14 protein-coding genes are annotated in these 15044 nt (G+C 63.2%); 5 read left to right on the forward strand and 9 right to left on the reverse strand.

Annotation, left to right across the window (positions count from 1 at the left end; genetic code table 11):
- Positions 1 to 5 precede the first annotated feature (5 nt).
- From E8E68_RS12395 to ligD, 3 genes are read right to left on the reverse strand one after another with little or no spacing between them, the layout of a single operon-like run.
- Complete coding sequence (locus tag E8E68_RS12395; RefSeq protein ID WP_266029258.1) at positions 6 to 761, reverse strand: PIG-L family deacetylase; 756 nt, start codon at positions 759 to 761, stop codon at positions 6 to 8.
- Positions 758 to 1801, reverse strand: a complete 1044-nt coding sequence (locus tag E8E68_RS12400; RefSeq protein WP_110745399.1) for an acyl-CoA dehydrogenase family protein — start codon at positions 1799 to 1801, stop codon at positions 758 to 760. Before E8E68_RS12400 ends, E8E68_RS12395 begins: the two co-directional genes overlap by 4 nt.
- Positions 1802 to 1826: 25 nt before the next feature.
- Positions 1827 to 4325: a DNA ligase D gene (gene ligD, locus E8E68_RS12405; RefSeq protein ID WP_280341827.1), complete on the reverse strand. Its 2499-nt coding sequence runs from the start codon at positions 4323 to 4325 to the stop codon at positions 1827 to 1829.
- A 128-nt stretch (positions 4326 to 4453) separates the two neighbouring features.
- Between ligD and E8E68_RS12410 the strand changes: the two genes are divergently transcribed.
- Together E8E68_RS12410 and E8E68_RS12415 are read left to right on the forward strand one after the other, a co-directional pair.
- On the forward strand, positions 4454 to 4918 hold the full coding sequence (locus E8E68_RS12410) for a phosphotransferase system, HPr-related protein (RefSeq protein ID WP_110745397.1): 465 nt from the start codon (positions 4454 to 4456) through the stop codon (positions 4916 to 4918).
- Positions 4915 to 5139, forward strand: coding sequence for a metallothionein (locus tag E8E68_RS12415; RefSeq protein WP_110745396.1), 225 nt, complete (start codon positions 4915 to 4917; stop codon positions 5137 to 5139). Before E8E68_RS12410 ends, E8E68_RS12415 begins: the two co-directional genes overlap by 4 nt.
- 141 nt (positions 5140 to 5280) lie before the next feature.
- On the opposite strand, the gene E8E68_RS12420 is transcribed toward E8E68_RS12415, so the two are convergent.
- Genes E8E68_RS12420 through E8E68_RS12440 form a run of 5 tightly spaced genes read right to left on the reverse strand, consistent with a single transcriptional unit; the run spans position 5281 to position 9577 of the window.
- Positions 5281 to 5697, reverse strand: coding sequence for a hypothetical protein (locus tag E8E68_RS12420; RefSeq protein WP_266029255.1), 417 nt, complete (start codon positions 5695 to 5697; stop codon positions 5281 to 5283).
- A 28-nt stretch (positions 5698 to 5725) separates the two neighbouring features.
- A complete protein-coding gene (locus E8E68_RS12425; protein WP_280341831.1) occupies positions 5726 to 6679 on the reverse strand; it encodes a lysylphosphatidylglycerol synthase domain-containing protein in 954 nt (317 codons plus the stop codon).
- Entirely contained in the window at positions 6679 to 7881 is a 1203-nt protein-coding gene (gene clsB / locus E8E68_RS12430; RefSeq protein WP_266029253.1) for a cardiolipin synthase ClsB, read from the reverse strand. The genes E8E68_RS12425 and clsB overlap by 1 nt, the downstream gene beginning before the upstream one ends.
- The gene (locus tag E8E68_RS12435) at positions 7878 to 8663 is read right to left on the reverse strand and encodes an endonuclease/exonuclease/phosphatase family protein (protein ID WP_266029252.1); all 786 of its coding nucleotides are present in this window, start codon (positions 8661 to 8663) and stop codon (positions 7878 to 7880) included. Before E8E68_RS12435 ends, clsB begins: the two co-directional genes overlap by 4 nt.
- A complete protein-coding gene (locus tag E8E68_RS12440; protein ID WP_280341834.1) occupies positions 8660 to 9577 on the reverse strand; it encodes a DUF72 domain-containing protein in 918 nt (305 codons plus the stop codon). The genes E8E68_RS12435 and E8E68_RS12440 overlap by 4 nt, the downstream gene beginning before the upstream one ends.
- Before the next feature lie 166 nt (positions 9578 to 9743).
- On the opposite strand from E8E68_RS12440, the gene E8E68_RS12445 reads away from it, so the two are divergent.
- Both E8E68_RS12445 and E8E68_RS12450 read left to right on the forward strand, forming a co-directional pair.
- On the forward strand, positions 9744 to 10118 hold the full coding sequence (locus E8E68_RS12445; RefSeq protein ID WP_110745390.1) for a low affinity iron permease family protein: 375 nt from the start codon (positions 9744 to 9746) through the stop codon (positions 10116 to 10118).
- A 22-nt stretch (positions 10119 to 10140) separates the two neighbouring features.
- Positions 10141 to 10692 (forward strand): ATP-dependent Clp protease proteolytic subunit, encoded by a 552-nt coding sequence (locus E8E68_RS12450; RefSeq protein WP_266029249.1) that lies wholly within the window; start codon positions 10141 to 10143, stop codon positions 10690 to 10692.
- A 69-nt stretch (positions 10693 to 10761) separates the two neighbouring features.
- On the opposite strand, the gene E8E68_RS12455 is transcribed toward E8E68_RS12450, so the two are convergent.
- On the reverse strand, positions 10762 to 14541 hold the full coding sequence (locus tag E8E68_RS12455) for a CheR family methyltransferase (protein ID WP_280341837.1): 3780 nt from the start codon (positions 14539 to 14541) through the stop codon (positions 10762 to 10764).
- 288 nt (positions 14542 to 14829) lie between these two features.
- Between E8E68_RS12455 and E8E68_RS12460 the strand changes: the two genes are divergently transcribed.
- Positions 14830 to 15039 (forward strand): general stress protein, encoded by a 210-nt coding sequence (locus E8E68_RS12460; protein WP_110745387.1) that lies wholly within the window; start codon positions 14830 to 14832, stop codon positions 15037 to 15039.
- Positions 15040 to 15044: the final 5 nt, after the last annotated feature.

The following is a 15044-nucleotide window of genomic DNA, read 5'->3' on the forward strand; positions in this document are numbered from 1 at the left end:
TCCATTCACAGGAACACCAGTTCGAAAGGTTGTAACAGGCAATCCAGTAGGTGCGGTGGGAGCACGGGCGGCTGGTCACCGTCTGCCTCCAGTTGGCTGGTATGCGCATTCAGTGCCTTGCGCTTGTCCGCCACCCGGGTTTCATCCAGTTGCAGGCGGTGCGCGCGGGGCCAGGGCAGGCGAGGGTCGTCGGGTTGTGCCCAGTGCCAGGCCCATACCGGCACTTCGGCCAGTTGCACCTGGCGGGCCTGCGCTGCGTGCGCGGCAGCTCGGCCTACGGCCTCGTGATCGCAATGGCCATCGCCTCGCCAGGTGGCCATCAACAGGTCCCCAGGGCGTAGCAACTGGGTGAGATGGCTGACCAGAAAGGCTTCTTCACGCGGCAACTGGCCGTCCTTTAGATGCAGCCGCCGCCAGTCCAGGCGGTTGGGGTCCAGGCCCAGCTGTTTCAGGGCCTGTCGGCTCTCCAGGGGGCGCTGGCGGCGCAAGCGGTGCTCGGTCCAGTGGCTGGAGCCAGGGTGGCTGCCTTCACCGTCAGTCGCGGAAATCAGCATCAGGTCTTGCTCGCGTCCCTTGAAACCCGCCAACAACCCACCCGCCATGAGAATTTCGTCATCCGGATGCGGCGCGATCATTACCAGCCGGCGCCCCGGCGGGCAGAGTTGACGCGGATCTAACCAGGTGGCGCGCGCCAGATGCGCGGCCTGCTGCCAGGCTGCCCAAGGCGTGCCGCGGGTGGACTGGATCAGGTTCGCACTCATAGCTGCCAGGCTCCTGCAGGCACTTGGGCCAGCTGTTGGCCCAACACTGCCAGGTCGCGCTCGGCATGGCTCTGACGCAGGAATACCGGCAGGTCGGCGCTCAGCCGGGCAAAATGGCTGCTGCGGCAGAAAGGGGTGGCGCCCAAGGCACGGCCAACATGGCTGATGACTTGCTCAACAGCCTGCTCGACCTGAGCGCGGGTACGGCGTACCTCGAAACTGGCATCCACGCCGGGCTGTCGATCGATCCAGGCGGCGCATTCGCGCAGTGCCGCCCGGGCGCCGTACAAGGCAGCATCCACCGCGCCCAGGTGCGCATCGGCATGCGGGTCGGGGCGCGGCTTGCGGCAGTGCTCACGTAAATAATCCGCCAGCGCCTCGGCCGCACCGTACCAGCAGGCGGCGATGCCGGCACCACCTTGCCAGAAGCCGGGCCGTGCGAGGTATTGCCCGGGCTTGCCGACAAGCGTGCCAGGCGTATCATTGAACGCCACTTCGACGCTGGCGGTGGTAGCCATGCCAACGGCCTGCCAATGTTCGATGTTCAACCCTTGACTGGGTTGCGACAATTCAATGGCCACCAGTTGCGGTCGCTCAGCCTCATCCCATGCCGTGATCAGCGCGCGGTCGATCTGCAAGGCACCTGAACACCAGGCTTTTCGGCCACCCAAGCGGACCTGGTCGCCGTCCCGCGCCGTGATGTAGGCCCGCGCATCGGGTGGCTCAGCGGCCCATACCCCCCAGATGCCGTCTTCAGCCTGATGGGCCGCGCCACATTCAGCGAGAATCGCCAAAGCATCGGTGTGGCCCTCGTAGAGCTTGGCCAGTGCCAGGTCGCAGCCGGCCACCCGCGCCAAGGTCTGCCAGCGGCGCAAGGTGTTGCCTTGCCCTGGCAAGGGCAGCAGATCGAGGTGATCCGCCTGCAGCGCCTGGATCAGTTGCGGTAGCTGGGTGTCGAGGTTGAGCGGTTGCAGGCGTTCGCTGAAGGTACGTAGCAAGCGGTCAAGGGTGGTCAGGTTGAAGTCCTGGACGATGCTCATGGGCGTATCTCCCGGGTCATGGCCATCATTCGAGCCCCAGTTGCCTGCGCATGCGGGCGGTAATGGACTGGCGCACCTTGCTCATGTCCGCCCAGGGGTCTTCGACCTCTGCCAGGCGCTCGTGCAGATTGGCGATGTTCCACTGGTTGGCCGCCTTGATCTTGGGCAGTTCCTCGCGCCAGATCGGCACCGACACCGGCAAGCCGTCTCGGGCCCGCAAGGAATAAGCGCATGCCGTGGTTGCGCCCTTGCCGTTGCGCAGGTAGTCGATGAAAATCCGCCCGACCCGGTTCTTTGGCCCCGACACCGCACTCAGGCGCTCTGGGAAAAGCCCGGCCAGGTGTTTGACGATGGCGTGACTGAAATCCTTGACCTCGTCCCAGCCCGCCCGCCGGGTCAACGGCACGACTACATGCATGCCTTTGCCGCCGCTGGTTTTCAGAAACACCTGCAAACCCAGTTCATCGAGCAGGGTGAGCGTGAGCTGGGTCGCCTCCAGCATGGCCTTCCACGGCAGTGCGGGGTCAGGGTCCAGGTCGAGCACAAAGCGGTCGGGCTTGTCGAAATCCTTGTCGGTGGCGTTCCAGGTGTGCAGTTCGAGCATGTTCATCTGCACCGCGCCGAGCAGCGTGTCGGCTCGATTGATGACCATCGCTGCCTGGCCGGCCTCGGCCTTCTCGTAGTTGAGCACGTGGGGTATGTGCAGCTGCTCCGCGTTTTTCTGAAAGAACAGCTCGCCGGCCAAGCCGTCTGGGGCACGCACCAGCGCTACCGGCCGATGCTTGAGCTGGGGCATGAGGTACGGGCTGACGGCGGCGTAGTATTCGGCCACCTCGCGCTTGGTTACCCCGCTAGTGGCGTCGATCACCCGGTCGGGGTGGGTCAGGCGCAGTTCGCCCAACGTATCAGGCGCCTTGGCCTGCTTGCGTTTGGCTACGGTCTTGGCGGGCATGGCGCGCTCCAGGTCAATGGCAGTTGGCGGCTTGTCATCACGCAGGCCGTGGAACACCGCATGGCGCACGATGCCGTCCCGGGTCATCTGGGCATAGGCCACTTCGGCCAGCAGTTGGGGCTGCAGCCAATGCACGCCACGGGCTTCGGCACCAGTGGGTGGCCTGGACAGGGCTGGCCCGGTGGTTTCCAGTGGTGTTAGCCGGGCATGGATGGTGGCCAGGGTGGTGGCACTGAACCCGGTGCCCACCTTGCCGGCATAACGCAGCTCGCCAGTGTCGTTGTCGTGCAAGGCCAGCAACAGGGCACCGAAGCCACTGCGGCTGCCTTTCGGGTCGGTGTAGCCGACGATCACGAACTCCTGGCGCTGCTTGCACTTGAGTTTGACCCAATCGGAGCTGCGGCGACCGCTGTAAGGGCTGTCGGCACGTTTGCCGATCAGGCCTTCAAGCGCCAGCCGGCAAGCGCTGTCGAGCAACGACTCGACGGGCTGGTCGAAGTCATCGGAGTACTTGAGAAGCTCCGATTCGTTGTGTTCCAGCAAACGCCGAAGGGCTTCACGGCGGTCCTGCAACGGCCGTTGGCGCAGGTCCTGGCCGCCGAGGAAGGGCAGGTCGAACAGGTAATAGGTCATGTTCTCGTCATGCTGGGTGTCAAAGGCGTTCTGCAACGCCTGGAAATCTGCGGCGCCATGTTCGTCAGCCACGACCATTTCACCGTCGAGCCAGGCCGAGTCGATGCCAAGCGCGCGCAGGGCAGCGACCTGGCCAGGCATCTTGCTGCTCCAGTCATGGCCGTTGCGGGTGAACAGGCGGATGTCTTCGCCGTCTATGCGGGCGAGGATCCGGTAGCCGTCGAACTTGACCTCGTAGCGCCAGTCGCCACTGGGGGGCGAATCCACCAGGGTGGCCAGTTGTGGCTGCAGCTGTGCCGGGAGTACCGCCTTGCGGGCATTACCAGCGCGTTTACGGCTGGCCCGCGGTGTGGCTGCTGCCGTGTTGGCAGTTTTGCGTGGGACCAGCGTGCGGTCGCTGAGTACGCTGTCGGGCTGGGCCTCGACAATACTGTAATCGGCTTCGCTACGGGCCTGGCTATCGTGCGATTTCACCAGCATCCATTGCTCTTTCTTGCCGGCCAGGTGTGTGCGAAACAAGTTCCACACGCCACTGAGCTTTTCGCCTTGCAGGCGAAAGCGCAGCTTGCCCTTGGCATAGGCCTCCCGCGCATCGCCTTCCGGCTCCCAGATACCACGATCCCAGACGATGACATCCCCGGCGCCATAATGGCCTTCGGGTATATGGCCCTCGAAGTCGGCGTAGTCCAGTGGGTGGTCCTCGACGTGTACGGCCAAGCGGCGGACCTTGGGGTCCAGTGAAGGGCCCTTGGGGATCGCCCAGCTTTTAAGCGTGCCGTCGAGCTCCAGGCGGAAGTCGTAGTGCAGGTGACTGGCGTCGTGTTTCTGAATGCAAAATTGCAGCGCGTGAGCCCGCTTGCCCCGACCGCGCTTGCCGCTGGGCTCGGGCGTTGCGTTGAAGTCGCGCTTGCGCGCGTATTCCTGCAGGGGCTTGGCCATGGCGGGCTCCGGGCGAATCACAATCTGTAGAAATGGGAGGCAATGGCCCGGCGGGTAGTTCAAAAAACTCTGAATCTTCTGCAGTGCGACGCAGTCGACCACATGAAGCCACCTGAAGGAGAACGCACATGGCCAGAGCAGATGAACCGAAGCCCTACACCCCCAGTGAAATCGACGACACTGAAGACCGCATGGGCAGCGTCCATGAGCTGGACTTCGACGAGCGCCTGGACGAGCGCGAAGGGCGCGTGGGTGACCTTCGCCCCGCCGACGAGGTCGCCCGCGAATTCCCGCCACGGCGCGTAGCTGAAAGTGGCATGACCGGGGGCGAGGCGTTAAGCGACAGCCTGCATGAGGACAACGTCACCTATGACGACCTGAGCCCGGACACCCTGCTGGACGAAACCGGCGCCCGCGACCCGCACGAGCCGGGAGGCAGCGGCGGCCCGGCAGACCAAGTGCTGCGGCGAGTGGATGCCGACGAGATTGGTGGCGGGATCGGCCTGGACGAGGCGGAGCTGGCACGGTCTGCACCGCTGGATGGCGAACCGTGGACCGATGACGTGATCGATGAAGAGGAGGGCAAGCCATGAACGAGCAGCGTTGCGCGTGTGCGCACTGTTCCTGCAGCGTAGATGCCAATGCCTTGCAGCGCGACGGCAAGGCCTACTGCTGCGAAGCCTGCGCGAGCGGGCATCGCCATGGTGAAGCGTGCCGGATGGGGGATTGCCATTGCGGTGAAAAGCCGGGGGAGAGTGCCGTGGACAATGCGCTGGATGAAACGTTTCCGGCGAGCGATCCGATTTCGCCCTGAAGCCTCCTGGTGCTCAGGGCAAACGAGTGCGCTGTAGCACGCTGCCTTGCGCTGCGATGACGCCATTATTGCCAGGGAAGGTCGTTGGCTTGACCGGCCTCTTCGCAGCACACGGCGCCTGACAGCGATTGGCATGCCAGATCAATGGGTTTGCCAGATGCCGTTGTTGCGTTCGCAATCGGTGCGGGCCTGGCCGAGGCTGGGGGTGTCGTAATAGTAGGTGATCACCCGGGCATCCTTGGGCATCGCGGGTTGCTCACCGCCGGTAGCCTTGGGGTTGGCCAGCGCTTCCTGGGTCAGTGGCGCAATACAGCTGCCGACACTGCCATCGGCACATCGCGCAACCTTGTGCTTCTCGCTGTTGAGCATGTCTTTGCTCTCGTTGCTGCATGACCAGTTGATCGCTTCGGCGGGCAGGTTGCTGTAGCTGTAGCAGGTGTGCCGCTCAACTGGCGTTACCGCGTCGCTGGAGGAGCGGGTCAGTACGTTGCAGGCTTCGGCCAAGGCCTGGCCGCTGGCCAGGCTGGCAACCATCAACAGCATCACTCGAATACGCACTTGCCACCTCCCGGGCCAATGGCCCTTGTCAGGTCTGGGCGGGCTTGTCGCGCCGGCGCATGGCCTTGGCGCGCTTTTCCAGGATCAGGTAGGTAACCACCGCCAGCAGCAGCGGCAGCAGGTAGTACAGCGTGCGGTAGCCCAACAGCGCAGCCACCAAGGTGCCTTGGGCCATTTGCCCGTGCAGCAGGGCGAGGAAGACCGCTTCAAGCACCCCCAGCCCCGCCGGGATATGGGCGACCACGCCTGCCACACAGCTGATCAGCAAAATGCCCAGAATCGAGGGGTAGAACGCGTCTGCCGGCAGTAGCCAGAAGATCAGCAACGCCATCAGGGCCCAGTTGCTGGCACCCAGTGCCACTTGGCACAGCGCCAGTCGCAACGAGGGCAGCGTCACTTCATGGTCACGCCAGCGCCAGGTCCGTTTTTTGGCCAGGCCACAGGCTAGCAGGTAACCCGTGGCAACAGCCAGCAACACCAAACCGATCAGGCGCAGACCGGTGGCGCCCACCGCCCAGCTGCTGGGCAGCTCGACCAAACCCAAGGCAAACACAGTACCGGCCAGCAGCATGTAGCCCATCCAGTTGGTCAGCAGGCCCAAGGTAAGGATGCGGGTAATGGTCGGCGTATCCAGGCCCAGGCGGCTGTAAAGCCGGTAGCGCAAGGCAACACCGCCTACCCAGGTGGTGAAGTTGAGGTTGAAGGCATAGCAGACAAAAGCAATGGGCAATACTTGCCTTGCCGGCAGGTGGTGCCCGGTATACGCCCGCGCCAGCAAGTCGTAGCTGGCGAAGGTCAGGTAGCTGCACAGGGCGATTGCAAGGCCTATGGCCAGCGTCCCGGGCTTGTACGCCAGCAAGGACTGACGTACCTCATTCCAGTCCAGGTTACGCGCCAACAGGTATAACAGCACCGGAATGAAGACCAGAAAGGCCAGTGTGAGCAGGCGTTTGCCCCAGGTTTGCCAAGCTTTGCGCGCCATCAGGTATTGCCCTCATGCAAATCGCCCTGGGACGACGCCTCTGGTTGCACCGAGCGCAAACGCTGACGGTGCGCCGGGAACCAGCCGGCAATGCGCGGGAAGTGGCGGATTACATGGAAGCACACGAAGATCAGCGGTGCCCGCCACCAGTAGCCGCGGATCATGCGTTCCAGTGTGACCGGCTTGCACTGCTTGCTAGCCAGGGCTTGCAGATGCTCGTGCAGTTGCTGGTTGAATGCGGGGTCGCGGATGAACAGGTTGGCCTCCAGGTTGAACGACAAGCTCAGCGGGTCCAGGTTGCTGGAGCCGACGGTGGCCCACTGGTCGTCCACCAGGGCAACCTTGCCGTGCAAGGGCCGCTCGCAGTACTCGTGAATGGCCACACCGTCGCGCAACAGGTAGTTGTACAACAGCCGCGACAGCGCGCGGACCCAGCGCATGTCTGGCTGGCCTTGCAGGATCAGCCGCACCTCCACGCCACGCCGGGCCGCGTTGCGCAGTTCCCGCATCAGGCGATAACCCGGGAAGAAATAGGCATTGGCTACCACGATGCGCTGCTTGGCGGCGCGAAATGCCTGCAGGTAATGAGCCTCGATATCGGTACTGCGTACCCCGTTGTCGCGCTCGACCAGTACGGCGCTGCTGGCGCCAGCCGGCTCAGTGACCGGCCTTACGGCGCTGGGCGGCTGCAGGACCGGCGACATCAGGCGCTTGCTGGCGGCGTGCACCTGCGCCACCACCGGGCCTGTGACTTCCACGGCGTAGTCCTGCTTGGCCATGGCGCCAAAGTCACCCAGATGGTCGGCGCTGTAGTTGATACCACCGATGAATGCCCGTTCACCGTCAACCACCACGATTTTGCGGTGCAGGCGACGAAACAGATTGGTACGCATGCCCACCAGCCGCGGTTGCGGATCGAAGGCATGGAAGCTGACGCCGGCATCGGTCATCGCCGCGATGAAGGCTTCGGGCAAGTCAGCGGTGCCGTAGCCATCCACGGCCACCTCGACCCGCACGCCTCGGCGCGCCGCGTCTATCAACACCTGCTGTAGCTGCCGACCGACCTTGTCATCGAAGATGATGAACGTTTCCAGCAGAATCTCTTCCCGTGCCTGGGCCATGGCCTCGAACACCCGGGGGTAATATTGTTCGCCGTTGATCAACAGCTCCACGTTGTTGCCATCTACCCAAGGTCGGTTCACAGGTTTATCTCCGCGGCCAATGGGGCGTGGTCGGAAAGGTGCGACCACGGATACGTGGACAACACCTTGGCATTGTCGGGTACGGCGTTGCGCAGGTAGATGCGGTCCAGGCGCAACAGCGGCAAGCGCGCCGGAAAACTCCGCGCGGGGGTGCCGGAACATGCGCCGAACGCTTCGACCAGGTGCTGGCTGAGCAGCGCGTCCGCCTTCAGCCGCCAGTCATTGAAATCCCCGGCAATGATGACGGGGGCTTCGGGCGGCAAGCTGGCCAGCAGATCGAGCAGCAGCTTCACCTGGCTTTGCCGGTGGGCCTCGCGCAGGCCCAGGTGCACGCACACTGCATGCACCTGGTCATGGCCGGGTACGTCCAGCCGGCAATGCAGCAAGCCGCGCTGCTCGTTACCCTGTACTGAAACATCGAGGTTGTTGAAGCGGGTAATCGGAAACTTCGACAGCAGCGCGTTGCCGTGGTCACCGTGTGGGTACACCGCATTACGCCCATAGGCGAACTGCGGCCACATGCTGTCGGCAAGGAACTCGTACTGCGGTGTTTCCGGCCAGGCTGGGTGCCGCAGGGCGTGTTGCTGGTGGCTGCCGTGCACTTCTTGCAAGAACACCAAATCAGCGCCGGTGGCGCGCACGGCCTCGCGCAGTTCAGGCAGGATGAAGCGCCGGTTGAAGAAGGTGAAGCCCTTGTGCACGTTCAGGGTCAACACATTGAGCCGGCGTACGGCGGTGACCTTGTCGATGGTGCGGCGCGGGGCGGGGAGGGTCTGGTTCACAGGGCCACCTCCGGCACCACGCCAGGCTCAGTCATCAGTTCATGGTCCAGCGACAGCTTCTGCAGCAGCCGCCGGGCGTCGTAGGGCGCATGCACTTTCTGGTCATTGTCGAAATAGCAGTAAACATCACGCGCGGCGCGCCTAGGTGGCGGCCCGGGCACGATCAAGCGGGCATCTTCCACTTGGCTACCCCGGCTCCAATGCTGGATGCGCTCCTTCCAGCGCCGCAACGCACGAGCGGTATAGCCGCTGCTGTACAGCTCCACATCCCCATGCAGGCGCATGTAGACGAAGTCGGCGGTCACGTCCTCGACATAGGGCCACTTGCCAGCGCTGTCGGCCACCACCAATGCCACCTGATGCTTGCGCAGCAATTTGACAAAGGCTTCGCAGACGAAGCTTTCGTGGCGGACCTCCACGGCGTGGCGCAAGCGCGCGTTGCCTTTGATCGCCAAGCCGCCATTGCCCTTCAGGCGCTCGGCGCAGCCCTGGGCACACTCGCGGGCGGCCTGGCGATTACGCGGCAACAACGCCAGGAACCGGGCAAAGCGCGCCTCATCGAACTTCATGTTCGGCGGAAACTGCCACAGGAACGGGCCGAGCTTGTTGCCTAGCAACAGCGGCCCCGAGGCAAAGAAATTGGCGACGGGCTCCTCGATGTCCTTCAACCGCCGCACATGGGTAATGTAGCGCGGCCCCTTCACTGCAAACACGAAACCCTCTGGTGTTTCGTCACGCCAGCCCAGATAGCGCTCGGGGGTTTGCAGGCTGTAGAACGAGCCATTTATCTCGATGCTGTTCACCGCCCGCGAAGCGAACGCCAGTTCGTCATCCTGGCGCAGGCCTTTGGGGTAGAAATCCTTGCGCCAGGGGCCATAACGCCACCCGGAGATACCGATGCGGATATCACTCACGCTGCCGCCCTCATTGCCGGTTCCTTGTTCGGTCGCTCTGAAAGTGCGACTCACAAAGGGCAGCGCGGGTTCAGCAGGATTGACCAACGGAAAACACCTACGGCAGGTTGAACTTTGCGGCCCCTTACGTTTCCACCGCATACCCGCGTCATGGAAGGGTACCAGGATGAAATTCGACCGTTTCGCCCACTGGCTGTCAAACTGGGCCGGCCGCCCGCTCAGCTTCGGCATCGCCTGCCTGCTGATCCTGACCTGGGCGGTTACCGGGCCGTTGTTCGGTTTCAATGATACCTGGCAGTTGGTGATCAACACCTCAACTACCATCATCACCTTCCTGATGGTGTTCCTGATCCAGAATACCCAGAACCGCGATAACGACGAACTGCACATCAAGATCGACGAGCTACTGCGCACCACGCGCCGGGCGCACAAGGCCCTGCTGGACCTGGAAGACATGGACCCGGCCGAGCTGCACGCCCTGCGCAAACACTACCAGCAGATGGCGGGGCAGGGTGACGATGGACAGAACGCCAAGGAATGACCTGCCAACCGTGGAGGCAAGCATGGCCAGACATATCATTCACTTCACCGGGCCGATCAACTCATCGACGTGTGGCAACCTGATCAACACCTGTTCGCGGGTATTGCAGCAAGGGCCCGAGGTGCTGCAATTGAACATCGCTACGATGGGCGGCGAATGCAGTTACGGGTTCACCCTGTACAACTTCCTGCGGTCCTTGCCGGTACCGGTGCATACCCACAACCTTGGCACGGTCGAGTCAATGGGCAATATTCTGTTCCTCGCCGGGGAGCGGCGGACGGCGTGCAGCCACAGCAAGTTCCTGTTCCATCCGTTCCACTGGACCTTGCATGGTTCGGTCGACCATGCGCGCATGGCCGAGTATGCAATGAGCCTGGATTACGACTTGCAGCTGTATGCACAGATCGTCGCCGAGCGGACCCAAGGCGCGACCCAGGTACTGGATGTGCCGCGGTATCTGATGGCCTATCCGCGGATACTGGGGCCTGCGGAGGCACTGGAGAACGGCATGATCCATGCCATTGACGAGATGCCGATCGAGTTGGAGGCGTGTCAGTGGAGTGTGCACGCCTAGTGCTTGCCTGTGCCGGCCCTTGCGCGGATGAACCTGCGTGAAAGGCCGGGACAGGCAACCCACCCGCCTTCAGTACGGTACCGTACCGCTCAACGCCTCGATGGCCTCGACCAGCTCGTCATAGCCGACCGGTTTGTTCAAGTGGCGATCGAACCCTGACTGCCGCGACTTGTGCTGGTCAGCGCTGGCGCCGTAGCCGGTGAGCGCAATGGCCGGTGTGTGGCGCAGGTGCACATGGCCGCGCAAGGCCTTGATCAAGGCATGTCCGTCCATGACCGGCATGCCGATGTCGGAGATGATGATGTCGAACTCTTCGCCCGCAGCCGCAGCAAGGGCCTCGAGCGGCTGACTGAAAGCGTTGACGCTGGCGCTCTCCATCTCCAGCAACTCCTGCATCACCTCGAGCACCGCCACGGAGTCATCCACCAACAGCACGCGGATGCCGTTCAAACGGCCTTCACTCTGCACTTCCACACCTGGCACCGCCTGTGGCCCCTGTACATCGCACAACGGCAAGCAGACGGTGAAGGTGCAGCCCAGGCCCAACCCAGGCGAACTGGCCTGAACGCTACCGCCCTGTGCTTCGGCCAGTTGCCGCACCAACGACAGGCCGATGCCCAGGCCTTCACGGTTGTGGCTGGCCAGTTGCGGTGCAGCTTGGCTGAACAGGTCGAAGATATGGTCCAGGCTGTCGTGGCTCAAGCCCACGCCATGGTCGATCACCTGCAAGCATGCCTGATGGTCGTCGTGGCTGAGCACCAGGCGTATCTCGCCGCCGGCCGGGCTGAACTTGATCGCGTTGTTCAGCAGGTTCCAGATGATCTGCTCCAGGCGCGTGACATCGCCTTCGATCATCACCGGTAGCCCGTCGGCGGGCATTTCCAGGTGCACCGGGCAGGCATGCTGCTCGTTCAACACCACGCCATGGATGCCTTGCAGGACGACGCCGAGGTCTACCGGTTCGGTCTTGAGCTTGAGCTTGCCGGTGCGAATACGGGCCACATCCAGCAGGTCGTCGATGATCCGCGCCTGGCTCGAGACCGCCTCGCAGATAGTGGCGACAGCCTTGCTGGCTGCCCCGATGTTCTTGATCGATGGCAAGCGACGCAGAATTTCGGCATTGAGCTGGATCAGGTTCAGCGGGTGCTTGAGCTCATGCGACATGACGGCGAAAAACTCATCTTTCATGTGGCTGGAGCTCTGCGACTCTGCCAGTTGCCTGCTCAGCTTTTCTTCACCCTGGCGCACTCGTTCTTCGGCCGCGTGGCTGCTGCTGATGTCGATGAACGTCAGTACCGTGCCATCGATTTTTTGTTCGCTGGACCGATACGGCAGCAGGCGCGCCAGGTACCAGTGGTCGTTCTGGCCGCCGATTTCTCGTTCAATGATGGCTGCACCCTGGGCCACGGCGCGGGCATCGTCGGCCAGCGCGGGGTAATCCAGGCGGTGGGTGATGTCGAGCAGCGAGCGGCCGGTGTCGACGGCCAGGATATTGAACAGGTCGGTGGCGCGTGGGGTGAACCAGCGGATATGCAGGTTGCGGTCGACGAACACCGTGGCGATTTCGGTGCAGGCAATCAGGTTGCTGAGGTAGTCGTTGACCTTGTCGGTTTCCTCGACCTTGTTCTTCAGCTCGTAGTTGACCGTCAACAACTCCTCGTTGATCGACTGCAGCTCTTCCTTGCTGGTTTCCAGCTCTTCGCTGGCCGAACGCAGTTCTTCGTTGATCGCCTGCATTTCTTCGTTGGAGGCGGTCAGCTCTTCGCTGGAAACTTCCGACTGCTCGATGGTTTCCTGCAGTTGCAAGCGGGTGCGCTGCAGTTCGCGCTCAAGGTTGTGCAACACCATGCTGTCGGTCTGGCGAATGACCCCGGGCAGCGGCAAGGACGGGTCCGGCGCGCGCTGTTCAAACACTACCAGCAGGCAATCGCTGCCATGGAGGTCGTCCCTGTAGGGCTGAACGGTGATCTCTACCTGTAACCTGTGCTCGCTGTCGACCAGGTCGACCGGGCGGGAAGTCACTGCCTCGGTACCTTGGCGAGCCTGGAACAGCGTGCTACGCAGGGCCAGCCGCAAGCTGGGCAGTACCAGGCTGAGCAGGTTGCGGCTGGGCTCGCCACCGGCCAGCTGCAGGAAGCGACCGACGCCATCGCTCATGTGCAGGATATGGCCTTCGGTATCGACGATCAGGCTAGGCGGCATGCGCTGCGCCAGTGCCCGGTGGTGCAGTTCGGCATACGACGATCTGCGCCCGGGCTTGACCTTGGCCACGGTGTCCAGGTTGGTACTGCTGACGGACTTGCCCGGTAGCTGGCGTTCAGCGCGGCGCCCGGCATTGCTGACATCGCGGGCACGGAAGATGCGGTTGCGCTTGTCGACGGGGGCGAACAGTTCGCCGGCCACATCGGCCGACTCGGAGGAGCCAAGGAACAGGTAACCCCCTGGGCGCAAGGCAAAGTGGAACATCTGCAGGATGTCGCGCTGCACCTCACGGTCCAGGTAAATCAGAAGGTTGCGACAGACAATCAGGTCGATCTGCGAAAACGGTGGGTCTGATAGCAGGTTATGGCGGGCGAACAACACCTTCTCGCGCACCTCCTTGCGAACCCGGTAATGCTGGTCTTCCTTGACGAAGAACGGGCGCAGGCGACTCGGCGGCACGTCGGTGACGATCGCCTCGGGGTATGAGCCAGTGCGGGCGATACCAATGGCGCGCTCGTCAAGGTCGGTGGCGAACACTTGTACCTTGCATGCGCGCTGCTCCAGCGCCAGCTGTTCGCACACCAGCATGGCCACGCTGTACGCCTCTTCACCGGTGGAGCAACCGGCTGACCAGATGCGGATCTCGTCATTGCCGTCGGCGGGGTCACGCTCGCAGGCCAGTTGCGGCAACACATGCCGCTCCAGTGACTCGAAGGCTTCGCGGTCGCGGAAGAAATTGGTCACGCCGATCAGCATGTCGGCGAGCAATGCAGTGGATTCGGCCGGGTGCTGCTCCAGATAACGCAGGTAGCCGGCCAGGTTGCTCTGCCCGGTCACATGCAAGCGTCGCTCGATGCGCCTTAGCACGGTGGCGCGCTTGTAGTGCTGAAAATCATGGCCGGTGTTGCTGCGCAGCTGAAGGAGGATCTCTTCGAGCAGTGGTTCGCTTGCCTGGGCGTCACCCGCGCGGGTGCCCAGGGCGGGTGGCAGGGTGTCGTCTTCTATTTCGGGCAGCTTTACCTGGCGTGCATTGCGCCACAGTTCAAGCAGCTTTTGCGGCATTTCCGCCGCAGGCAGCACCAGGTCGACCATGCCGGTTTCGATGGCTGCACGGGGCATGCTGTCGTACTGGGCGTCATCCGGGGTCTGTACCAGGGTCACGCCGCCCTGTTCCTTGATCCGCGACAGGCCCACCGCACCGTCGGCGCCCGTGCCGGACAACACCACACAAAAGGCGTGGTCCTTGTGCACGTCGGCCAGGTCACGGAAAAACAGGTCGATGGCGACGTGGTCGCCGCGCCGGCGGTTGGCCGGGGCCACGCGCAGGTAACCGTCGTTGGTGGACAGGCGATTGGCGGGTGAGATCACGTAGACGTGGTTGCGTTCGATCGGCACCGGCTCGGTTACCTGGCGCACCGGCATCTTCGTGGTGCCCTGGATGATGCGGTCGGCCACGCTCTGGTGGTCGGGCGAAAGGTGCAGGACCACGACAAACGCCATGCCGCAATCGCTGGGCATTTGCCGGAACAGCGTACAGATGGCTTCCAGTCCACCTGCCGAGGCACCGATGCCCACCACCGGAAAATTCAGGTGGCTTGGGCTGAGCGCCGGGTTGTGCGGTGAGGCGGGTTGCTTGGGGGACGTCATCGGCGGAGCCTTGTGCAAGAGCCTTTGGTACGGCCCGTGACAGCAGCGCCGGGCATGTGGTGTGGCGGGATTATAGGCCGTCACCCGGCAATTGTGACCGCGGCCAGCGGGCCAAAGTGCGATCCGCCTGCAGCCAATACGCAAACATTTTGCCTGCGTGAGTTTCGTGCCACTGGTCAGGTACCGGCAAAACCATTGAGCAGAGCCGGTGATCGGCGGTTCGGAAATAATGCATGGCACAGATCCATGCCACACGCGACCAGCCAAACCATCGCAAGGAGAAACGACATGGCGCAGGACCAAGAGCGTACCCGCCAGCGTGGCGGCACCAAGGAAACCAACCCAGGCAACTTCGCCAATGACCGGGAACGCGCCTCGCGCGCTGGCCACAAGGGTGGCCAGGCCTCGGGTGGGAATTTTGCCAACGACCGCCAACGGGCATCCGAAGCCGGCCGCAAAGGTGGGCAGAACAGCCACGGCGGGGGCCGCAGCCAGTGAAGGGC

It is taken from the genome of Pseudomonas sp. BN607, assembly GCF_029871175.1.
In the GTDB taxonomy this organism is placed as follows: Bacteria; Pseudomonadota; Gammaproteobacteria; order Pseudomonadales; family Pseudomonadaceae; genus Aquipseudomonas.